The following is a 21,372-nucleotide window of genomic DNA, read 5'->3' on the forward strand; positions in this document are numbered from 1 at the left end:
CGCTATCCGGCTTCGGTGTCGTGCCGCCGCCATCGACGCCACCACTGGCGGCGTGGACGCGGCGCGATGCGGCCGGCCTGCGCTCCGGCGGGGCCGGTGGCTTCGAGGCTGGGTTGCGCGCGTTTCGGCCCAGCGACCTCGCGTGCGCGCCTCCATTGCTCGACGATCTCGTCCGCGTTCACCGGAGCGATCGGCACGAACGGTCCTTGCGGCATCCGCAGCCACTCCACGATGCGTTTGTTGAGTTCGCTCACGGCGGCTCGCACCTCCCGCTCGCCGGTCGCATCACGCACGGTCTCGGGCAAGTGCTCGATATCGCGTCGCAGCAACAGCGACGGGGGCAGCAGCGCGTCACCGCTGACTCCTTCGCGACGCAGATATGCGCGCAGCCACCAGTCCTCGTCGGGAGCCGTGCCCACTCCGGGAATCGGTTTGCCGGTACCGGGCAGATTGTCGAATTCGCCGCGCTCGGCCGCCTCGCGGATCTGCTTGTCGATCCACGATTCGAAGGTCTGCTTCGGCGGCTTGCGCTCGGTCATCGTGGCGGCTGAGTCGGCGGGTGCATGACGCTAGTCTACGGAAGTCTGTAGTAGACGCAGAAAACGTTGAATCGCAAAGACTTTCGCCGAAACTCAGAACCACGGCGTGATCGGCGGCTTCACCCAGAGCAGTTTCTCGTCGGTGTGCTCGCGCCGGGCAGCGGGATGCCGCGGATGTCGGGCGGCCCAGTCGTCCTTCTCCGTCAGCAGCCGTGCCACCGCGGTCCAGGTCTCGTCGGTGCTCGGCGGATTCGTTCCGGCGGCCCTGGCCAGTTTGCGCCGTACCGGCGCGGGCATCGCGAGCACCTCGGAGCCGGTGATGCCACGGGGCCAGAGGTAACTCGCCAGCCGGCGTGCTTTCTCGGCGCGGCTCTTGGCCGCCGCGTCGTTGTGTGCGTAGTCGGTCACGGCAAGGTCCAAGGGGTCGCGGGTATGTGGACCATTATTGCCGAGCCGCAGATACGCCTGCCCGACCGCGCGGACACGGCCGGAAAGTGCCGCAGCCTCCCCACCCGATGGATGGGGAGGCTGCGTGACGGTGTGGATCAGTACGCGCTGTTGACGTTGTCCATCGAGCCGTAGCGGTGCGCCGCGTAGTTGCAGGCGGCGGCGATGTTGGCGACCGGGTCCCAGATGTCGAAGGGCGTGCCGGCGACGTGGTAGGCGGCGAAGGTGGGGTCGATCACCTGGAGCAGGCCCTTGGACGGGATGCCCATGGCGGCGTTGGAGTCCCACAGGTTGATGGCCTGGGGGTTGCCCGTCGACTCGCGCATGATGTTGCGGTAGATGCCGTTGTAGGTGCCGGGGATGCCGTTCGCCGACATGATGTCGAGCGCCTGGCGGATCCAGCCGTCCAGGTTGTCCGCGTAGACCGGCGGGGCCGGGGCGGGCATCGGGGCCGGGACCGGGGCCGCCTCCGGAGCGGGCGCGGGGGCGGGGGCGGGCGCGGGTGCGGGCATCGGCGCGGGGATCGCCTCGGCCGCCGGTGCGGCGATCGGAGCGGCGGCGGCCTCGGGCTGCTGCTCGGCCACCATGGCGATGCGAGACGGGACGCTGTTGTCGGCAACGGACGCCGCGGAGCAGGCGGCCACGGCGACGACACCCGCGGCGGCGAAGGCGACGGTGACGGTTTCGCGGAGCGAGGGGCGGCGAAGGGTGGAAAGGCGTCTGTCAGGCATTGCGAATCGGTTCCTTGATCGGGGACTTACTCGATCCGGCCGCAGTTGGGCAGCACGGATCCTGCGGCGTACGCTCGTGTGCGTTCGCCGAAACGGCCATGTGCTTTTGTGTGGTTTTGTTGTGGGGGACGCTGATGTCCCCGGAACGCGACGCTTCTGCGTGCGGCACCGGATCGCCCTCGGTGGGCTCGGCCGCTTGTCGCGCGAGACCCGCATCCTCGATGCGGTGAGACGGGCGGAAGTATGGGATTGCGGGTCCGTTGCCGGATTCCGCTCCGCCGATCACGTGGCGGGCAGGGTGCCTGCCGTGTGATCGTTACCGAATCGGTGTCTACAACTCCTCGGGCTGACCAAACTTCAGGTCGCTTTGTGACCTGATTGCAGAATGGTCACGCATGGTTAACGGACGGTGAACTGATCATGAACGGCAGGCGCTGACGATCTTGGAAAGCCCAAGACGCGGTTGTCGAATCGTTATCCAAGCTGGGAGTTTGCCGTTAAACCTCTTGTGCCGTAGGTCACAGAAATTTTCGGGCGCACAGGTGGATTTCGCGGCGATCGCGGGCGTATAGCTGTCCGAATTGAGACCACTGGTGCAACTGGGAAAAACTCCAGGTCACGGTGATGTCACGGAAATCGGGGCCATCGGGGAGACGAAAAAAACCGTGCCCTTGCCAGCCGATGACTGACAAGGGCACGGTTTGCGTGTTGTGCGCCATCAGGGACTCGAACCCCGAACCCGCTGATTAAGAGTCAGCTGCTCTGCCAATTGAGCTAATGGCGCTTGCTCCGTGTTCCGGTGCGGGACAAACCTTAACAGGCCGGGGCCGCAGAAGTGAAATCGTGTCCTGACCGGCGCGGATGTGATGCTCTCCGCCGCCGTAACGCGTGGGTTCGCCGCGGTGATCTAGTGGTGGTAACGCTGCAGTGACGGACTAGGTGTTCACATTGGCCAGGAGGTGACGCACTGGCAGAATGTCCGATTGTGGTTTCGACCGCCCGCGTACACGGCGGGGTGAGCGGCGTGGCGGTCGGTATCCGAAGCCCTCGGTGTGTCCTGGAGCGCCGAGACTTTGAAACGGGGTTGAAATGAGTTTTGGTCGAGGTCGGCACGTGCGCAAGCCGACTACGAGGCGGTCGCTACGCACGTTCGCGGGACCGGTGATAGTTGTCGCGGTCGCCGCGCTGGCATTGACCGGATGTTCGGCATCCGACGCCAAGGACGCGGCTCAGGTCGCCATCGACCGCAACCCCATCACAGAACTGATCAAGCCGAAGTTGTTGTCGCCGGTGAAAGATGGCGAGGTAGGGGTATCGCCGGGCGTCCCGTTGGCGCTCAAGGTGGAAGACGGCAAGTTCACCAACGTGAGCTTGGTCAGCCCGCAGGGCAAGGCGGTGGAGGGCAGGCTCGCCGCCGACGGGCGTTCGTGGGAGACCACCGAGGTGCTCGGCTACGGCAAGACCTACCGACTGAAGGCCGACGCGATCGGGCTCGGCGGGGCGAACTCCGCGACGCTGAGTTTCACCACGAGTTCGCCCGGTAACCAGACCAAGCCCTACCTGGTGCCCGGCGAGGCGGAGGTCGTCGGTATCGGACAGCCGGTGGCCGTCCAGTTCGACGAGAACATCCCCGACCGGAAGGCCGCGCAGGATGCGATCAAGATCACCACGGAGCCGCCGGTGGAGGGCGCGTTCTACTGGGTGAACAACCGCGAGGTGCGCTGGCGGCCGGAGCATTTCTGGGCGCCGGGATCGAAGATCACCGTCGATGTGAACGTCTACGGACGTAATCTCGGCAACGGCCTGTACGGGCAGGACAACATCCACTCGTTCTTCACCATCGGCGACGCGATGGTCTTCACCGCCGACGACAACACCAAGCAGGTGACCGTCGAGTTGAACGGCCAGGTGATCCGCACCATGCCGACCTCGATGGGCAAGGACAGCACCCCCACCGACAACGGGGTCTACATCGTGGCCGACCGCCACGAGAAGATCATCATGGACTCCTCGACCTACGGCGTGGCGGTCAACGCGCCCGACGGGTACAAGACGCCGGTCGACTTCGCGACGCGACTGTCCTACAGCGGCATCTTCTTCCACTCGGCGCCCTGGTCGGTCGGTGCGCAGGGGTACAGCAACACCAGTCACGGCTGCCTGAACCTCAGTCCGGCGAACGCGCAGTGGGTCTTTCAGAACGCCAAGCGCGGTGACATCACGATCGTGAAGAACACCGTGGGCGGCACCCTGTCCGGTGTGGACGGCTTGGGTGACTGGAACATCCCGTGGTCGGTCTGGAAAGCGGGCAACGCCGAAGACAATCGCTGAGCCGAAGCGGAACGCCGAACGGGCCACCGGAGCGATCCGGTGGCCCGTTCGGCGTTCAGGGGGTCACGGCAGCATGTTGCAACCCAACTGGGCGTCGCCCAGGATCGCGATGGCGCTGCCGGTGGCGGCGCACAGCAGCTTGCTGCCCGCCGAACCAGTGCCGGAGGAGCCGGTGGTGGCCAGGCCGCCCGCCGATCCGCTCGACGCCGAGCCGGAGTCGGGCAGCGGGGGAAGTCCGATTCCCGCGACCGCGGTTCCGCTGGATCCGGTGAGGAGAGTGGCGCCGACGAAGGCTGCGATAACCGCGGAACGCATCACGAGGTGTGTCTTTCTGGTCGAACCGGGAAGGCGCCCCAGCGACACCGTCCCACGTGCACCGCAGTCTACGGACGCGTGGCGGATTCTGGAGTGGTTTCGTTTCACATCGCGGCGAGTGCCTGCGGCAAAAGGTCTGGGGCGCAGTGAAAGAGCCTTGCGCGGAGTGTCAGCCGCGCCCGATCGAGCCGACTCGGCTCTCGGTGGGGACGTGGGCCGGTTTCCTCGATCGGCGGCGCGAAGCGATGCCCGCGACGAACGCGTCAGGACCCGGCCGGTGCGGCGAGGCGGGTCATGCGGGCGCTCGGCCTCTGCGGAAGATGATTTCCATAGGCGCCGAGACCTTCGGTGGTCGGCCGTGGCAGGAGGGCGCGCTCAGGCATGAAATGGCACGCCGCATCGTGACGCATTTCGCATGTGGACCCATTCGAGTGCAGGCGCTTGCCGATGGCTTGGGGTCTTCGGGACATGATCGCCGCCTCGGAGAGATACGGACGGCTATTTCACGTCGCGCGCCGATGCGGGGAATGAACAGAGTAGAGAAAGCGCCAGCCGTAGTGTGCGAACCGCCTCAGAGGACGGTTCGCACACCGCGACACCTGGGGTGAGCGACGGGACTCGAACCCGCGACAGCCAGGATCACAACCTGGTGCTCTACCAACTGAACTACGCTCACCATCGCCGGTGAAGAACCAGCGGGCTAGATATTAGCGTGTCTACCCGCCCACTCCCTAATCGTTATCTGGCGAGCCGTTGACCTGCGCCGATTCGGTCCGCTGTTCGGCGGTCTCGGAGACCTCGGCGGCGACGGCGGCGATTTCGGTGGTGGAGGGACCGGGCGGCGCGACGAACGCGGTCCGCCGGTAGTACTCCAGTTCCCGGATGGACTCCTGGATGTCGGCCAGTGCGCGATGGCTCAGGCCCTTCTCCGGCTGGCCGAAGTAGATGCGCGGGTACCAGCGGCGGCACAGCTCCTTGATCGAGCTCACGTCGACCATCCGGTAGTGCAGGTGGGCATCCAGCAGCGGCATGTCCCTGGCGATGAAACCGCGGTCGGTGGCGATCGAGTTGCCTGCCAGCGGCACGGTGCGCGGGGTGGGGATGTACTGGCGGATGTAGTCGAGCACGCGCTGCTCGGCCTCTTCGAGGGTGACGGTGGAGCGACGGACCTCGTCGGTCAGCCCGGAGCGCGCGTGCATCTCGGCGACCACGGCAGGCATCGCGGCCAGCGCGTCGTCGTCGGCGTGGATGACGATGTCCACGCCCTCGCCGAGGATGTTGAGATCGCTGTCGGTCACGAGTGCGGCCACCTCGATCAGCTTGTCGCTGTCCAAGCGCAAGCCGGTCATCTCGCAATCCATCCACACCATGTATTTGTCGGACACCCGTGCAACATTAGCCGGGCGAAGGTCCGGTGCCCGCGATACGGCTCGGCAACCCCGAAGCCGCCTATGCGGACGGGAATCCGACCGGTGGCGATACAGTTTCTTCCAGATCGTCACCCGGCGTTTTCGGTGCGGCAGCAAACATTGAGTGAAGCAGCCCGGTCGAGCCAGGACGGAGACGTGCGATGACCACCCCGCAGGAGAAGGCGGCCGCGGCGCGCAAAGCGGCCGACGAGGCGGCGCGGATCGCGGCGGAGGCGTCCGCCGCCGCGGAGGCCGCGGAACGTGAACTGGCCGAGCAGACAGCGGGTGGAGCCGGTGCTGCCGAAGGAAGAGACGAACCGTCCCCGGGCTCGACCGCCGCACAAGAGATCGCCGCGGGCTACGCGTTCGAGGGCGCTGCGCTGGACCTGGGCACCGTGGTGGTCGACGGGAGGGTGGATTCCGGCGCGCGCGTCCGTATCCCGATGCGGATGATGAACCGGCACGGTCTGGTCGCGGGGGCGACCGGCACGGGGAAGACGAAGACCCTCCAAGGCATCGCGGAGCAACTGTCGAGCGCCGGGGTTCCGGTGGTGCTGGCCGATATCAAAGGCGACCTGTCGGGTTTGGCCGAGCCGGGCCGATCGAGCGAAAGACTCGCCACGCGGATCGCGGAGACCGGCGCCGCGGACTGGGCGGCGACCGGCTTCCCCACCGAGTTCGTGTCGCTGGGCACCACCGGGGCAGGGCTTCCGATCCGCGCCACGATCAGTTCGTTCGGCCCGGTTCTGCTGAGCAAGGTGCTCGGGCTGAACGAGACGCAGGAATCCACCCTCGGACTGATCTTCTACTGGGCCGACCGCAATGGCCTCGCGCTGCTGGACCTGAAGGACCTGCGCGCCGTGATCACTCATCTGACCAGCTCCGAGGGAAAGGATGACCTGAAAGGCATCGGCGGTGTCTCCGCGGCCACCGCGGGCGTGATCCTGCGCGCCTTGGCGAATCTGGAGGCCGACGGCGGCGACACGTTCTTCGGCGAGCCGGAACTCGATCCGGCCGACCTGGTGCGGGTGGTGGACGGAAAAGGGGTGATCACACTCTTCGAGCTGGGTGCCGAGGCGGCGCGGCCGGTGATGTTCTCCACATTCCTGATGTGGGTGCTGGCCGACCTGTTCCAGACCCTGCCGGAGGTCGGCGACGTGGAGCGTCCCGAGCTGGTGTTCATCTTCGACGAGGCGCACCTCCTGTTCTCCGACGCCTCGAAGGCGTTCTTGGATCAGGTGGAGCAGACCGTCAAACTGATCAGGTCCAAGGGAGTGGGCGTGTTCTTCTGCACACAGTTGCCCACCGATATCCCGAACCCGGTGTTGTCCCAGCTCGGCGCGCGCATCCAGCACGCGCTGCGCGCGTTCACCCCGGACGACCAGAAGGCGTTGGCCAAGACCGTCCGCACCTACCCCAGGACCGGTGTATACGACCTGGAGCAGGCGCTGACCTCCCTCGGCACCGGCGAGGCGATCGTGACGGTGCTCTCCGAGCAGGGCGCGCCGACGCCGGTGGCCTGGACCAGGATGCGGCCACCCCGGTCGCTGATGGACACCATCGGCGTGGACGCGATCCGGTCGCGGGCGCTGTCCAGCCCGCTGGCCTCGAAGTACGCCCGGACCATCGACCGGGAATCGGCCTACGAACTGCTGGCCGCCAAGATGGCCGACGCGACGCGGGAGCCGGAACCGGCACCCGTCCCCGGCCGTAACGTGAACCGCGTGGAAGAGGAGTCCGCCGCCGAGCGGATCATGCGGAATCCCGCGGTCCGCGGCTTCCTGCGCTCGGCCGCCACCGCGGCGGGACGCGAGATCACCCGCAGCCTGTTCGGCACCCGGCGCCGTTGAGCGCGCCGGTCATCCGACCTCGCGGGCGAGCAGGTCCGCCGTCGTCTCCCTGCGGATCAGTTCGCGGGCGCGGCCGTGTCGAACGGCGATGATCGGCGGCCGCCCCACAGTGTTGTAGGACGAGGCAAGGCTGTGATGGTAGGCGCCGGTGCACGGCATCGCGAGCACCTCGCCGGGGCGCAGGTCGGCAGGTAGCCGGACGTCGGCGGCGAGGATGTCGCCCGCCTCGCAGAAGCGACCGGCGACCGTCGCGGTCATCTGCGGACCGCACGGGTGGCGGCTGGCGACCACGACCTCGTAGCGCGCGCCGTAGAGCGCGACGCGCGGGTTGTCGCTCATCCCGCCGTCCACGGTGACGTAGGTGTGCCCGCCTTCGACGTGCTTGATCGAGAGCACTCGGTACAGCGTCACCCCGGCCCTGGCGACGACGGCGCGGCCGGGTTCCAGCGCGAGGACCGGGCGTGGGAAGTGGTGGCGGGCGCAGGCGGCGTCGAGGGCGTCTTCGAGGATGTCGGCGAGTTCGGCGAGATTCATTTCGGCGTCACCGGCGCGATAGGCCACCGCGTGACCGCCGCCGAGATCCAGTTGGGTCAGCACGACGCCGTGGTCTTGCCGCACCTGCGCCATCGCGGCGACCAAGCGCCGTACCGCCTCGCCGTAGTGATCCGGGTTGTAGATCTGCGAGCCCAGATGGCAGTGGAAGCCGACCAGGGTGAGGTTCGGTTGGCGCAGCACACGGTCGATCGCCTCGGCGGCCGAATCGCTGCCGAGGGGGAAGCCGAACTTCTGGTCGTGCACACCGGTGCGCACCGCGGGATGACCGTGGACATCGATGCCGGGGGACAGCCGCAGCAACACCTGCTGTGGCTTCGTGGCCAGGGCGGACAGCAGCGTGATCTCGGTGTGCGAGTCGATCACGATCCGGCCGAGCCCGCTGCGCACGGCGGTGGCCAGTTCGTCGAACGACTTTCCGTTGCCGTGCAGGACGATGCGCGCGGGGTCCACACCGGCCGCCAGCGCGACGGCCAGTTCGCCCGCCGAGCACACGTCGACCGAAAGGCCTTCCCGGGTAACCCAATCCAGCACCGACCGGGTCATCAGGGCCTTGCCCGCGTAGATGATCTCGGCCTCGGGAAAAGCTTTGCGATAGGCCCGGCAGCGGGACCGTACCTCCTGCTCGTCCAGGACGTAGGTGGGCGTCCCGTACTGATCGGCGATGTCGGCGAGGGCGACGCCGCCGAGGGTGATCCCGCCGTCGCCGTCGTAGTGCGTGTCCCGCGGCCAGACCGCGGCATCCAGGCGCGAAGGTGATCCCGACCGCAATGACGGGAGGATGTCGAGCAGCGTCACGATGTTCTCCTGGGTCGCCCCCGCTTTCTCGAATTGCGGGGCCGATGCCAGGACTACGCCGGGTGCGGGGCCGGTGGGCCGGTCATTTGCGGATCCTTGACCACCGGGCGTCGCTTCTTGACAGCTCGCTGACGCGGCTGGCTCAGCTGCCGAGTTTCTTGTAGAACGCGCCGGCGATGGGAGCGGTGACCGCGCGCGGGCCGTACTGTCCCGCCACACTCATTCCCTTGCTGATCAGGCCGGGGACAACGCGCATCTTGTTACGGGCGAGCGCGTCGATGGACACCTTCGCGGTGGCTTCCGAGGAGACCCACATGAAGTCGGGCACCATCCGGTCGACGATGGAGGCGTCGGCGGGATCCGGGGTCTCGGTGCGGACCGGGCCGGGCGCGAGCAGGGTGACGTGCACCCCGGAGCCTTTCAGCTCGCCGCGCAGCGATTCGGAGAAGGTGTTGGCGAACGCCTTGCTCGCGGCGTAGGTGGCGTTGTTCGGGATCGGCATGTTGCCCGCGGCCGAGCCGCTGATCAGGATGCCGCCGCTGCCGCGGGCGAGCATGCCGGGCAACACGGCCAGCGTCAGGTCGTGCACGGCGACGGCGTTGAGTTCCATCTGCGCGCGCTCGTAGGCCGGGTCGAGTTCGGCGATCGCGCCGAAGGTCGCGATGCCCGCGTTGTTGCACAAGACGGCGATCTCGCGGGTCGCCAGTTCTTTCACCAGTACAGCGCGCTGCTCGCGGTCGGCCAGATCGACCGCGCGCACCTCGGCGGTGATGCCGTGGGCCAGGGTCAGTCGCTGCGCGAGCTCGGTGAGCAGCTCCTCGCGGCGGGCGACCAGGATCAGCGAGTAGCCGCGGGCGGCGAGTTCGGCGGCGAGCGCGGTGCCGATGCCGGAGGAGGCGCCGGTGACGACCGCGCGGTTCTCGGAAGTGGGGGAGGGCAGGCTCACCCGATGCAGCCTAGGCGACGTGACCCGGTGGTCCGCCGCACGATCCCCGGCGGGGTTCCGTGCCGCGGTCACGGCGGCCGGGCGTCCGGGCCCGGCCGCCGCCCGCTCACAGCCGTGCGGCCAGCCGGGTGCCCTGGTCGATGGCTCGTTTGGCGTCCAGCTCGGCGGCCAGTTCGGCGCCGCCGATGAGGTGCGGCCTCATCCCGGCGGCGCGCAGCGGGGCCTCCAGGTCGCGCACGGATTCCTGGCCCGCGCAGACGATGACGTTGTCGACCGGGATCAATTGGGGCCGTTGTCGCTTCTCTCCGAAGCTGATGTGCAGGCCGTTGTCGTCGATGCGCTCATAGTTCACACCGCCGATCTGCTCGACGCCCTTGGCCTTCAGCGCGGCCCGATGCACCCACCCGGAGGTCTTGCCCAGGTCCTTCCCGAACGGAGTGGTCTTGCGTTGCAACAGAACGACTTCGCGCGCCGCCGGAGCCGGCCTGGGCGTGGTGAGCTGCCCGGGAACCTGCTCGTCGCCGGAGGTGACGCCCCACTCCTCCTTCCACTCGTCCAGCTTGAGGGCGGGATGCCCTTCCACGGTGAGGAATTCGCTGACGTCGTAGCCGATGCCGCCCGCGCCGATCACGGCGACGCGCTTGCCGACCGGCTTCTCCTCCCGCACCAGTTCGGCGTAGGACAGCACCATGGGGTGGTCGATACCGGGGATGTCCGGGATCCGCGGCTGTACGCCGGTGGCGAGCACGACCTCGTCGTAGCCGCCCGCGATGAGTTCTGCGGCGCCGACCCGCTTGTTCAGGTGCACCGTGACGCCGGTGAGCTCGAGCATCCGGGTGTAGTACCGGATCGACTCACTGAATTCTTCCTTGCCCGGGATGCGGCGGGCGATGTCGAACTGGCCGCCGATCTTGTCGTCGGCCTCGAACAGGTCGACGCGATGGCCGCGTTCGGCGAGGCTCACCGCCGCCGAGAGCCCGGCCGGGCCCGCGCCGACCACGGCGACGCGCTTGCTGCGGCGGGTCGGCAGCAGTTTCAGCTCGGTCTCGTGCCCGGCGCGCGGATTGAGCAGGCAGGACACCGTCTTGCGCTGGAAGGCGTGATCCAGGCACGCCTGGTTGCAGGCGATGCAGGTGTTGATCTCGTCGACGCGATCCTGGGCGGCCTTGTTCACCCACTCCGGATCGGTGAGGAAGGGACGGGCCAGCGAAATCAGCTGCGCGTCACCGCGGGTCAAGATCTCCTCGGCCACCTCGGGCATGTTGATCCGGTTCGACGCGCACACCGGGATGGTCACCCGCGCGGTGATCTTCGCGGTGAATTCGACGAAGGCGGCACGGGGTACCGAGGTGACGATGGTGGGCACCCGCGCTTCGTGCCAGCCGATGTCGGTGTTGAGGATGTTTACCCCGGCGGCTTCGAGTTCCACGGCCAGCGCGACGATCTCGTCGAAGCTCTGTCCCTTCTCCACCAGCTCGGCCATGGACAGCCGGAACACGATGATGAAGTCCGGGCCGACCGCGGCGCGGGTGCGGCGCACGATCTCCACCGCGATCCGGCGCCGGTTCTCCGGGGAGCCGCCCCACGCGTCCGTGCGCTTGTTGGTGCGCGGCGCGAGGAACTGGTTGATGAAATATCCTTCACCGCCCATGATCTCGCAGCCGTCGTAGCCCGCGAACTGGGCCAGCTTCGCGCAGCGGGCGTAGTCGTCGATGGTGCGCTCGACGCCTTTGGCCGACAGCGCGCGCGGCCGGAACGGGTTGATGGGCGCCTTGATGGACGACGCCGACACACTGCCCGGCATGTAGGAGTAGCGACCCGCGTGCAGGATCTGGATGGCGATCTTGCCGCCGTGCTCGTGCACCGCTTTGGTGATCGCGCGGTGCCGGTACGCTTCGGTTTTGTTGGTCAGCTTGGCGCCGAAAGGCAGCAGCCAGCCTGCGCGATTCGGCGCGTAGCCGCCGGTGATGATCAGGCCCGCGCCGCCGCGTGCTCGTTCGGCGAAGTAGGCGGCCAGTTTGTTGGTGTCCCAGGCGCGGTCCTCCAGCCCGGTGTGCATCGAACCCATCACCACGCGATTGCGCAGGGTGGTGAAGCCGAGATCGAGCGGCTCGAACAAATGGGGGAAGGAGCTCATGGGGCAGGTCGCCTTTCTCCGTCCGCGTGCGGGGCTGTCGCGCGCGGGTGTAGTGCTTGCAGAACTTCGTCGCACCATTCGACGAATCCGGCCTCCACGCGGATGCCCGCGCGCAGGACGAGGTACTGGTGCAGGGCCGTCCCGGCGAGCCGCTCGGGAGCGGGGAAGTCGTGTTTCTCGATGTGCCGGTACAGCTCGAGCCGCTGGGCGTGCTGGTCGCGGTGGCGGGCCACCTCCGCGCGCAACGCGGTGATGTCGCCGTACGCGGCGGCGCGGATCTTCACGGCGAGTTCGTTGCGCGGAGTGGCGGAATCGCTCGGTTCGGCGATCCAGCGCGCGAGTTCGGCGCGTCCGGTCTCGCTCACCGAGTAGACCTTCTTGTCCGGCCTGCCCTCCTGGATCACCGTCTCGCCGTCGACCCAGCCGGACTCCTCCATGCGCTTGAGGACGCGATAGATCTGCTGGTGGGTCGCGCTCCAGAAGTAGCCGATGGACTTGTCGAAGCGGCGCGCCAGCTCGTACCCCGAGCCGGCGCGCTCGGTCAGCGATACCAGCAACGCATGCTCGAGTGCCATGCGGTGAGGATAGCCGTGACACTCGGTACTATGCAACTAGGTGCATAAGCACCCTCCGTTTCGTCACGGCCGGACCCGATTTCGGCCCGCCTCGTCACCGTCTCGCGCATTAAGCTGCGCGGCATGACCGAGGTGAACGCCCAGGCGACAGTCGGGCAGGCCGCCGGGCGCGGGCAAGTGGTGGCGTGGGGGCTGTGGGATTGGGGATCTTCGGCATTCAACGCCGTGATCCTCACCTTCGTCTTCTCGGTGTATCTCACCGACAAGGTCGGCGACGATCTGCCCGGCGGTGTCTCCGCCAGCGCGTGGCTTGGGTGGGCGCTGGGCATCGCGGGCCTGATCGTGGCGTTGACCGCGCCGGTCAGCGGACAGCGCTTCGACGCGTCCGCGAAACGCAAGGGCTCGCTCGGTGCGCTGACCGCGCTGACCGTCGCGGCGATGACGCTGATGTTCTTCGTGCACGACGACTACCACGACCTGTGGTTCGGCCTGGCGCTGCTGGCGTTCGCGTCGGCCTGCTTCGAACTGGCGAACGTGCCGTACAACGCGATGCTGCGGCAGGTCTCCACGCCGCAGACCGTTGGCCGGGTCTCCGGATTCGGTTGGGCGATGGGTTATTTCGGCGGCATCTTGCTGCTGCTGATCTGCTATTTCGGCTTCATATCCGGCGAGGGAGACAACCGCGGGCTGCTCGGCGTGCCCACCGATCAGGGACTCAACATCCGGCTGGTCGCCGTGCTCGCCGCCGTCTGGTTCGCCGCCTTCGCGTTGCCGGTGCTGTTCGCGGTCCCCGAACTGCCACGGACGAACGCCGATCCCGGCGCGGCGAGCGCGGGGTTCCTCGGCTCGTACCGGGTGTTGTGGCGTGACCTGCGCGAGCTGTGGCGCGTCGACCGGCGCACGGTCGGCTTCCTGGTGGCCAGCGCCGTCTTCCGGGACGGCCTCGCCGGGGTGTTCACCTTCGGTGCGGTGCTCGCCGTGCGGGTCTACGGGATCGCCGACTCGGATGTGCTGCTGTTCGGCATCGCGGCCAATGTCGTTGCGGCGCTGGGGGCGATCGTCGCGGGGCGCTTCGACGACCGGGCCGGGCCGAAGATCGTCATCGTGGTGTCCCTGGCCGCGATGCTGGTGTGCGGGCTGGCGCTGCTGGTGGTGTCCGGCCCACTGATGTTCTGGATCTTCGGCTTGCTGCTCACCGTCTTCGTCGGCCCGGCGCAGGCGGCGGCGCGCTCGTTCCTGACCCGCCTCGCGCCGCCGGGCCGGGAGGGGCAGCTCTTCGGCTTGTATACGACCACCGGGCGCGCGGTGTCCTTCCTCGCCCCGAGCCTGTTCGGCTTGTTCGTCTGGCTGTTCGGTTCGGACCGGGCGGGGATCGCGGGCCTGTTGGTCGTGCTCGCGGCCGGGCTCGCGGTGCTGCTGCCGGTGCGGTCACCGGATCCGGTCACGGTGCGCGGCGATGTCGAGGAGCCCCGGCCCGCCGAGTGAGTTCGGCGGATCCGGTCGCGGCGGGCGGCGGCGTCGAGGAGTCACGGCCCGCCGAGTGAGTTCGGCGGCGGATCAGCGCCGCTTCGGTGGCCGCCAGCCGCCCATGCCGAGTGCGATCAAACGCATCTGCTGGACGGTGCGGTCGATGATCGCCTGCTCGTCGCGCGGCGCGGCCGACACGTAGGCGGCGATCCCGTCGGTCACCGTGCTGACCATCAGGTCGGCGGCGATCTCCAGGTCTCGTGGCGTCCAGGAGTCCAGGGCCCGGATGCGGGAGAGGTCGGCGACGAGCTCTCGGACGATCAGTTGGATCTCCCGGGCGATGGCCGTGCGCAAGGCGGCGGACCCGCCGTGGCGCTCCCTGGTGAGGAAGCCGAACAGCTCACGTTTGGGGCCCACTTGCGCGAACACGAAGCGGACCGTGTCCGACAGGCCCGCGTCGGCATTGCGGCGGACTTCGCGCAGCGCCAGCCGCAGCGCGGTGACGCCGTCGTCGACCAGCGTGGCGCCGAGGTCCTCCAGCGACGCGAAGTGCCGGTAGAACGCCGTCGGCACGATGCCGGCCGAGCGGGCGATCTCCCGCAGGCTGAGCGCGGCGAATCCGCGTTCGGCGGCCAGCGCGAGCGTGCCGTCCAGGAGCGCCTGCCTGGTCCGCTCCTTGCGTTCGCCTCGGGTAGCCGCCTGCTCACTCATCTCGGTGAGCATACATCCGTTCACCATTCGACCTATCCCCAGATGTAGTTCGAGTCACATGTTTCGCCGGTTGACACCTAGCCCCGGTCATCCGTCACACTAGTTGAGTGTACAGACGTGCACTGAAATTCCAGCCGCACGTCGTCAGTCCGACAAGATTGACGGAGAACAAATGGTGGATCTCATCAACTTGGTGCAGACCCTGACCTCGCCGCACCCGCTGGATCGGTACCTCGAGCTGGTCCGCCCCACCCTCACGGTGCGGGACATGCGGGCCGAGATCACTCACGTGCGCCGCTCGGCGCCCGGCTCGGTGACGCTCACGCTGCGCCCCACCCGGCACTGGCAGGGCCACGTCGCCGGACAGTACGTCCAGATCGGCGTGGTGATCGACGGCGTGCGGCACACGCGGTGCTACTCGCCGGTGAACCCGGAAGGCGGTCGGGATCGTCATATCGAGCTGACCGTGAAAGCGCATCCGGACGGTTTGGTGTCGCAGTACCTGTACCGTCACGCCGCCCCCGGCATGGTGGTCGACCTGGCACCCGCCGACGGCGTGTTCCGGCTGCCCGAGTCGCGGCCGCGGCGCGTCCTGCTGATCAGCGGTGGCAGCGGCATCACGCCGGTGCTGTCCATGCTGCGCACGCTCGCCGCGGAGGACCATTCGGGCGAGGTCGTCTTCCTGCACTACGCCAAGTCGCCCGCTGTGCTGCCGCACCGAGCGGAACTGGACGCGATCGCTGCACGGCATCCGAACTTCCGCATCGAGCTGCGCTATCCGCATCGCATGCCGGATCTGGCGCCGCGGGCGGATTCCGGTGCGCCGTGGGTGGATCTCGCCCGGCCGAAGGGCAGCGGGTACTTCGACTACGACGAACTGGAGCGCGTCGCGCCTTGGTTCGCCGACGCGCAGACCTTCGTCTGCGGCCCGCCGTCGCTGATGGACGCGGTGCGCACGGTCTATCAGGCCGAGCAACTCGAGGACCGGCTGCACTCCGAGGAGTTCACGCTGTCGGTCGCGCCGGTGGACGCCGCCGACGCACACGGCACCGTCAGTTTCTCGGCCAGCGGCGTGAGCGCCGACAACACCGGAGCCACGTTGCTCGAGCAAGCCGAATCCGCCGGTCTCACGCCCGAGTACGGCTGCCGCATGGGGATCTGCTTCTCCTGCACAGCGGTGCGCCGCTCCGGCTGCACGCGCAATCTGCGCACCGGCGAGACCGACACCGACCCCGACCAGCCGATCCAGCTGTGCATCAGCGCGCCGGTCGGCGACGTCGACATCGACATCTGATTCACGAAGGGGAGCCAATTATGACCATCCTGACCGAAACCGAGAACGGACCGCTGGTCCTGAGCCCGGACCAGATCGAGGAACTCGGCCGTGAACTCGACGAGCTGCGCGCGGCCATCGTCGCCGACCTCGGCGAGCGCGACCGGGAATACCTGTACTCGATCATCAAGGCGCAGCGGGGATTCGAGATCGCCGGGCGCGGCCTGATGTATCTCGGCTTCCTTCCGCCCTTCTGGCTGGCCGCCGTGGCGGCGCTGAGTGTGTCGAAGATCCTGGACAACATGGAGATCGGCCACAACGTCATGCACGGCCAGTACGACTGGATGCGCGAGCCCGGCCTGAATTCCCGCGTGTTCGAATGGGACACGGTCTGCCCGGCCGACCAGTGGAAGCACTCGCACAACTACCTGCACCACACCTACACCAACATCCACAACAAGGACCGCGACATCGGCTACTCCATCCTGCGCATGGACGAGGCGCAGGAGTGGAACGTGCTCCGGCTCGGCCAGCCGCTGTACGCCTTCGTGCTCATGATGCTGTTCGAGTGGGGTGTGATGGGCCACGACCTCGAGGTCGAGCACATCCTGGCGGGTAAGAAGAAGTGGCCGGAGGTCAAGAACCTGATCCTCGGTCAGTGGCGCAAGGCGGGCAAGCAGGTGCTCAAGGACTACCTGGTGTTCCCCGCGCTGACCGGACCGCTGTTCTTCCACACGCTGGCGGGTAACGTCACCGCCAACCTGGTGCGCAACGTGTGGGCCTTCGCCATCATCTTCTGCGGTCACTTCCCGGCCGGCGTACAGACGTTCACCGAGGAGGAGACCGCGGACGAGACCCGCGGCGAGTGGTACATCCGGCAGATGCTCGGCTCGGCCAACATCACCGGCAGCAAGCTGTTCCACATCATGTCCGGGAATTTGTCGCATCAGATCGAACACCATCTGTTTCCCGATCTGCCCGCGAGCCGTTATCCGGAGATGGCGCCTACGGTCCGCGCACTGTGTGAAAAGTACGGTTTGCCGTACAACACCGGCTCGCTCGGTAAGCAGATCGGCTCGGTATGGAAGAAGATTTTCAAGCTGGCACTTCCGCCGCGCTGGGTCGAGAGCGAACCGTCCCCCGGTGTTATCGTGATGCGTCAGCGAAAGGCGAGCGAAGCGGGCGTGTGAATGATCGGGAAATTCGAGAGCAACAAGGATCTCATTCAGGAATTGACGTCTTCCGGTGCCAGGCACGTCGGCAATATCGCCAACATCATCACGGGGACGGTCGCCGAGGTCACCAAGGAGATCGGTGAGTGGATCACCGACGCCATCGAGATGAACGAGGCGGCGGCCGCGGCGCGCCGGGACGCGGAGGCACAGCGGGATCTCGATCGTGACCTCGACACCGAGACCGAGGTCACGGTCACGAAACCGCGGGCGGACGCGACGGAGGCGTTCCTCGACGCCGAGGTCGTCGAGCCGGGCGTCGACGAGCCGCGCTGATCACCAGACCGGCAGCCTGCGCCGATGCTCGATGACGTCGGTGATCAGATCCTGATAGCCGTCGACCAGCTCGGCCAGCCTGGACCACTGCAGGTGGGCCTCACCGCCCGCCTGCCCCGGGTGCGGCCCGGTCGTGATCTCGTCGTCCAAAGAGTGTCGGGCCGAAACCCATTTGGCCGCGATTCGGTCGATGACCGCGCCGAGTGTCTCGGTATGCAGGGAGGCGCCCTCTCGGTGCTGCACGTTCTCCGCCACCCATGCGTCGATCCGCCCGATCCATTCCGCGCGGCAGCCGTCGATGTCCTCCACTTGCTGGGTGCAGGCGGCGACGCGGGTGCTGGATGCCTCCGGGGCGTGTGATCGCTCGAGTGCCCGCTGCCGTCGCTCATGGCAGTCGACGAGCTTCCGCGCGGCGTGCAGCACGCTGTGCCGGTGCTGGTTCTCGCCGGGTTCGCGAATCGCGCGAAGCAGTGCGGCGGGCGGCGGCAGCTCTTGGGCTCCGAAACTGCGCTGAGCGTATTCGGTGGGCATGACATACCTCTGCGACACGACGAATCCTGGATGCGCCAGGGCCGAGGGGGATTTCGGGGAGGGGCGCCCCTCGGCTCCGGCGCAGTCCCGCACCCGGATGCCATCCCGCGTTCCACCAGCACGGCAGAGAAACCGGGAAATCCGCGACGATGCGGGAGAAGACGGTCCGAGAAATCAGGACACTTTCAGGAAAGCGCGGTAACCGAAGCCGCGCAATACTCTGGTCTGTGAATCCGAAAGCTGCCGGGAAATCGTTATATTCCGTTACGGATCGGTCACCCGGACCGGCGCTCGGCGGTGCGTTCTCGAAATTGTCGAGCGTATGAGCAGCAACCGATTCGGTGCGTGCGCTGCGCGCCACCGCCGCATGGGCTAGCCTCGGTATTCGTGCCCGCCTACGTGTCATCGCCGGAGCTGACATTCGGCTTCATGTTCGCGCTGGAAGACCCTGAGCGAATCGCGGAGGTCGTGCGTGATCTGATCGTCCGCAAGACCGTCTCGGTCTTCCGTCTCGCCCGGCTGTCCGACGACGACGGCCCGCCGGAGCGCTACGTGGTCAACTGGGCGGTCATCCCGCAGATCTCGATCACCACCGCCGCGCCGGACGAGGAGGAGCTGCGAACCACCCGTACCATGCTGGTCAACGCTTTTCTCAGTGAGGGTGGCGAGGTCAGCCTGTATTCGGCGCAGTCGAGCGGACCGGCCTGAGGCGGACCGTCCCGGAGGCGCACATCCAGGACGGTCCGATCGATCACCCAACCGGTAGCGGTGCGTCGAGCCGTCCGGAGCGGGCGAGCGCGAACAGCCCCGCCGCCGCGGCTGCTCCCACGGCGACGAGCGCGGCCCACGCCAGTGCGCTCATCCCGGCCTCGCGCGTGCGGTCCAGCAGCGTTCCGATGCCCAGATTCCCGAGCAGGATGCCGATACCGACGATGGTGTTGTAGAGGCCGTAGTGCGTCGCCACCAGGCGGTTGCCCGACAACGCGACCACGGTGTCCATTTCGAACGGAAAGACCGCTGCCGCACCGATTCCCAGCGCGACCGCGGTCAACAGCAGTGCGCCGATCGCGGGCCCCACGCCGAAACCGGTGCCCGGGATCACCACCAGCGGCACGAACGCGGACGCGAGTATCGCCATGCCGAGCGCCAGGCTGTGCGCGCGGCCCCACCGCTGCCCGAACCAGCGGGTGATGCGCAGTTGCCCGGCGATCGCGATCAACCCGGACAGTACGAACACCGCCGTCATCAGCACGGTGGCCGAGTCGCCCGCGATCCGTGCGGCGTGCACCGGCAACGCCAGGTAGACCTGGAAGGCCAGGACCGAGGAACTGATCATCGCCGCGGCGAACAGCAGGAACGGGCGGTTGGCCAGCACCACGCGCCAATCGTCCAGCACCGAGGTGGTTTTCGGCTCGGCGCGGTGCTGCGGCAGCGCGCGTAACTGGGCCAGCGTCAGCACGCCGAACACCACCGCGGCGCCCGTGGCGGTCGCACGGAAGTCGACGGCCATCAGCGCGAGCCCGGCGATCGGGCCGAACAGTATGCCCGCCTGGTAGAAGACGTTGAACACGGCGAACGCCTCCACCCGGCGCTCGCCCGAGTCGACCGCCAGATACGCGCGGACCGCCGGGTTGAACAACGCGCCCGCGAAGCCGGTCGCGGCCGAGGCCACCAGCAGCGAGGGCAGCGTGTCCGCGACCGCGAGCAGCGCGAAACCGCCGGTGCGCAGCAGGCATCCGGTCACGATGAGCGGCTTGTAGCCGAGTCGATCGGCCAGCGTGCCGCCGACGAGGAACATGCCCTGCTGGGAGAAGTTGCGGATACCGAGGACGAGCCCGACCGCCCACGCGGCCAGCCCGAGCGGACCGGCCAGGTAACCGGCCAGGTAGGGCATCAGCATGTAGAAGCCGGTGTTGATGGCGAACTGATTGACCATCAGCATCCGGCTGGGACGGTTGAAGCCGCGGTAGGTGGCGATCAGATCGGTCATCGCGTCCGCTCCTTCCCGGCGGCGTCGCGGGGATCGACGACCGTCGTGCACCGGGTCCACGAGAGCGCGACGGCGTCGGACGGATGCGCGATGCGCAGCGGTGCGGTGGGTGGTGCGACGTCGAGCAAGCCGTGCTCGCGGCAGTAGTCGTCGTTGTACACCGTGTCGAAGTAGCGCAGCGGTCCGTCGGGAAAGACCGCGGCGATCCGCGTGGCCGGATCGCCGGTGCGGGCGAGCCAGCCCGCGACCAGGGCGACCGCGCCGACGCTCCAGCCGCCGCTGGCGTGGTGTGTCGCGGCGAGTCTGCGGCAGGCCCAGACCGCCTCCGCGGGCGCGACCCAGTGCACCTCGTCGAACGCCGAATAGTCGACGTTGTCCGGGTGGATACTCGAACCCAGCCCGCGCATCAGCCGTGGCCCCGCGGGCTGTCCGAAGATCGTGGACGCCACCGTGTCGACGCCGACCAAGCGCAGGTGCGGAAAGTATCGGCGCAGCGTGCGGGTGATCCCCGCGGAATGGCCGCCGGTGCCGACCGAGCAGACCAGGACGTCGATCCTGCCCAGCTGGGCGACCAACTCGAGCGCCAGGGTCTCGTAGGCGTCCTGGTTGTCGGGGTTGCGGTACTGGTCCGGGCACCAAGCCCGCGGATCGCGCGCCAGCAGTTCGGCGACGCGGTCGCGCCGCGCCTGCTGCCAGCCGCCGGTGGGGTGCGGCTCGGTGACCAGTTCCACCCGCGCGCCGTAGGCCGCGAGCATCCGGTGCATGAGCGGTTCCAAGCCGGGGTCGGTGACCAGCGTGACCGGGTGGCGATACACCATTCCCGCCAGCGCCAGGCCCAGACCGAGCGTGCCGCTGGTGGATTCGATGATCGGAGCGCCAGGTGCGAGCGCACCGCGCGCGATGGCGCGCTCGACCATGTGCAGCGCGGGCCGGTCCTTCATGCCGCCGGGGTTGGCGCCCTCCAGCTTGGCCCAGAAGCCGAGGCCGTCCGGTCGCGTTGTGCCGCCGAGCGGTTCGGTGATCCAGAGCACGGGCGTGTTGCCCACCATGGTCGCCGGACGCGGACAGCGCTGGGCCGCCGTCAGGAGACTCGCCGGGCTCGCGAGCGGGGTCGTCTCCGGTTCGCGCGGAGCGGGATCGGGCACAGCCGGGTTCTGCAGCGCAGAAGTCATAGGGAATCGTCGATTCTGTGCGGTCGCTGTCGCAGCGACGGTGTGAGTGCGGACTTCGCACGAACACCGGCCGGGCCCCGGCAGGCTCCGGCC

At 67.9% G+C, this 21,372-nt stretch carries 21 protein-coding genes and 2 tRNA genes; 7 read left to right on the forward strand and 16 right to left on the reverse strand.

Going from position 1 to position 21,372, the window contains the following annotated elements; translation table 11 throughout:
- Positions 1-2: 2 nt before the first annotated feature.
- The 5 genes from ABZW96_RS17870 to ABZW96_RS17890 form a co-directional block, all read right to left on the reverse strand.
- The gene (locus ABZW96_RS17870; RefSeq protein WP_355075851.1) at positions 3-539 is read right to left on the reverse strand and encodes a DUF1992 domain-containing protein; all 537 of its coding nucleotides are present in this window, start codon (positions 537-539) and stop codon (positions 3-5) included.
- A 93-nt stretch (positions 540-632) separates the two neighbouring features.
- On the reverse strand, positions 633-947 hold the full coding sequence (locus ABZW96_RS17875) for a hypothetical protein (RefSeq protein WP_355075853.1): 315 nt from the start codon (positions 945-947) through the stop codon (positions 633-635).
- A 137-nt stretch (positions 948-1,084) separates the two neighbouring features.
- Positions 1,085-1,717, reverse strand: coding sequence for a transglycosylase SLT domain-containing protein (locus ABZW96_RS17880; RefSeq protein ID WP_355075855.1), 633 nt, complete (start codon positions 1,715-1,717; stop codon positions 1,085-1,087).
- A gap of 518 nt (positions 1,718-2,235) precedes the next feature.
- Positions 2,236-2,436: a hypothetical protein gene (locus ABZW96_RS17885; protein WP_355075856.1), complete on the reverse strand. Its 201-nt coding sequence runs from the start codon at positions 2,434-2,436 to the stop codon at positions 2,236-2,238.
- Positions 2,429-2,501, reverse strand: a tRNA-Lys gene (locus tag ABZW96_RS17890). Before ABZW96_RS17890 ends, ABZW96_RS17885 begins: the two co-directional genes overlap by 8 nt.
- Before the next feature lie 401 nt (positions 2,502-2,902).
- Here ABZW96_RS17890 and ABZW96_RS17895 point away from each other — a divergent pair.
- Positions 2,903-4,045, forward strand: coding sequence for an Ig-like domain-containing protein (locus tag ABZW96_RS17895; RefSeq protein ID WP_355075988.1), 1,143 nt, complete (start codon positions 2,903-2,905; stop codon positions 4,043-4,045).
- A gap of 63 nt (positions 4,046-4,108) precedes the next feature.
- Here ABZW96_RS17895 and ABZW96_RS17900 read toward each other — a convergent pair whose 3' ends face one another.
- The 3 genes from ABZW96_RS17900 to orn form a co-directional block, all read right to left on the reverse strand.
- Positions 4,109-4,360, reverse strand: coding sequence for a hypothetical protein (locus tag ABZW96_RS17900; protein ID WP_355075858.1), 252 nt, complete (start codon positions 4,358-4,360; stop codon positions 4,109-4,111).
- Between the two features lie 600 nt (positions 4,361-4,960).
- Positions 4,961-5,036 (reverse strand) — tRNA-His (locus tag ABZW96_RS17905).
- Positions 5,037-5,091: 55 nt separating this feature from the next.
- Positions 5,092-5,745, reverse strand: coding sequence for an oligoribonuclease (gene orn / locus ABZW96_RS17910; protein WP_355075860.1), 654 nt, complete (start codon positions 5,743-5,745; stop codon positions 5,092-5,094).
- 185 nt (positions 5,746-5,930) lie between these two features.
- Here orn and ABZW96_RS17915 point away from each other — a divergent pair, with 185 nt between their 5' ends.
- A complete protein-coding gene (locus ABZW96_RS17915; RefSeq protein WP_355075862.1) occupies positions 5,931-7,619 on the forward strand; it encodes a helicase HerA-like domain-containing protein in 1,689 nt (562 codons plus the stop codon).
- Positions 7,620-7,628: 9 nt separating this feature from the next.
- On the opposite strand, the gene lysA is transcribed toward ABZW96_RS17915, so the two are convergent.
- The 4 genes from lysA to ABZW96_RS17935 all read right to left on the reverse strand — a co-directional run bounded on the left by lysA (position 7,629) and on the right by ABZW96_RS17935 (position 12,627).
- Positions 7,629-8,969 (reverse strand): diaminopimelate decarboxylase, encoded by a 1,341-nt coding sequence (gene lysA / locus ABZW96_RS17920; RefSeq protein ID WP_355075863.1) that lies wholly within the window; start codon positions 8,967-8,969, stop codon positions 7,629-7,631.
- Between the two features lie 142 nt (positions 8,970-9,111).
- Entirely contained in the window at positions 9,112-9,915 is an 804-nt protein-coding gene (gene cmrA / locus ABZW96_RS17925) for a mycolate reductase (RefSeq protein ID WP_355075865.1), read from the reverse strand.
- A gap of 106 nt (positions 9,916-10,021) precedes the next feature.
- Positions 10,022-12,052: an NADPH-dependent 2,4-dienoyl-CoA reductase gene (locus tag ABZW96_RS17930; protein ID WP_355075867.1), complete on the reverse strand. Its 2,031-nt coding sequence runs from the start codon at positions 12,050-12,052 to the stop codon at positions 10,022-10,024.
- Positions 12,049-12,627 (reverse strand): PadR family transcriptional regulator, encoded by a 579-nt coding sequence (locus ABZW96_RS17935; protein ID WP_355075869.1) that lies wholly within the window; start codon positions 12,625-12,627, stop codon positions 12,049-12,051. The genes ABZW96_RS17930 and ABZW96_RS17935 overlap by 4 nt, the downstream gene beginning before the upstream one ends.
- Before the next feature lie 123 nt (positions 12,628-12,750).
- On the opposite strand from ABZW96_RS17935, the gene ABZW96_RS17940 reads away from it, so the two are divergent.
- Positions 12,751-14,112, forward strand: a complete 1,362-nt coding sequence (locus ABZW96_RS17940) for an MFS transporter (protein WP_355075871.1) — start codon at positions 12,751-12,753, stop codon at positions 14,110-14,112.
- A gap of 72 nt (positions 14,113-14,184) precedes the next feature.
- On the opposite strand, the gene ABZW96_RS17945 is transcribed toward ABZW96_RS17940, so the two are convergent.
- Positions 14,185-14,805 (reverse strand): TetR family transcriptional regulator, encoded by a 621-nt coding sequence (locus ABZW96_RS17945; RefSeq protein ID WP_355075873.1) that lies wholly within the window; start codon positions 14,803-14,805, stop codon positions 14,185-14,187.
- A 172-nt stretch (positions 14,806-14,977) separates the two neighbouring features.
- Between ABZW96_RS17945 and ABZW96_RS17950 the strand changes: the two genes are divergently transcribed.
- Genes ABZW96_RS17950 through ABZW96_RS17960 form a run of 3 tightly spaced genes read left to right on the forward strand, consistent with a single transcriptional unit; the run spans position 14,978 to position 17,586 of the window.
- Positions 14,978-16,099 (forward strand): ferredoxin reductase, encoded by a 1,122-nt coding sequence (locus tag ABZW96_RS17950; protein ID WP_355075875.1) that lies wholly within the window; start codon positions 14,978-14,980, stop codon positions 16,097-16,099.
- 20 nt (positions 16,100-16,119) lie between these two features.
- Positions 16,120-17,268, forward strand: coding sequence for an acyl-CoA desaturase (locus ABZW96_RS17955; protein ID WP_355075877.1), 1,149 nt, complete (start codon positions 16,120-16,122; stop codon positions 17,266-17,268).
- On the forward strand, positions 17,269-17,586 hold the full coding sequence (locus ABZW96_RS17960; RefSeq protein ID WP_355075879.1) for a hypothetical protein: 318 nt from the start codon (positions 17,269-17,271) through the stop codon (positions 17,584-17,586).
- On the opposite strand, the gene ABZW96_RS17965 is transcribed toward ABZW96_RS17960, so the two are convergent.
- Complete coding sequence (locus ABZW96_RS17965; protein WP_355075881.1) at positions 17,587-18,117, reverse strand: DUF4254 domain-containing protein; 531 nt, start codon at positions 18,115-18,117, stop codon at positions 17,587-17,589.
- A 387-nt stretch (positions 18,118-18,504) separates the two neighbouring features.
- Here ABZW96_RS17965 and ABZW96_RS17970 point away from each other — a divergent pair, with 387 nt between their 5' ends.
- Positions 18,505-18,825, forward strand: a complete 321-nt coding sequence (locus tag ABZW96_RS17970; RefSeq protein ID WP_355075883.1) for a hypothetical protein — start codon at positions 18,505-18,507, stop codon at positions 18,823-18,825.
- A 43-nt stretch (positions 18,826-18,868) separates the two neighbouring features.
- On the opposite strand, the gene ABZW96_RS17975 is transcribed toward ABZW96_RS17970, so the two are convergent.
- Together ABZW96_RS17975 and ABZW96_RS17980 are read right to left on the reverse strand one after the other, a co-directional pair.
- Positions 18,869-20,107 (reverse strand): MFS transporter, encoded by a 1,239-nt coding sequence (locus ABZW96_RS17975; protein ID WP_355075885.1) that lies wholly within the window; start codon positions 20,105-20,107, stop codon positions 18,869-18,871.
- Positions 20,104-21,279 (reverse strand): PLP-dependent cysteine synthase family protein, encoded by a 1,176-nt coding sequence (locus tag ABZW96_RS17980; RefSeq protein ID WP_355075887.1) that lies wholly within the window; start codon positions 21,277-21,279, stop codon positions 20,104-20,106. Before ABZW96_RS17980 ends, ABZW96_RS17975 begins: the two co-directional genes overlap by 4 nt.
- Between the last annotated feature and the right edge of the window lie 93 nt (positions 21,280-21,372).

It is taken from the genome of Nocardia sp. NPDC004168 (assembly GCF_040610355.1).
Classification (GTDB): Bacteria; Actinomycetota; Actinomycetes; order Mycobacteriales; family Mycobacteriaceae; genus Nocardia; species Nocardia sichangensis.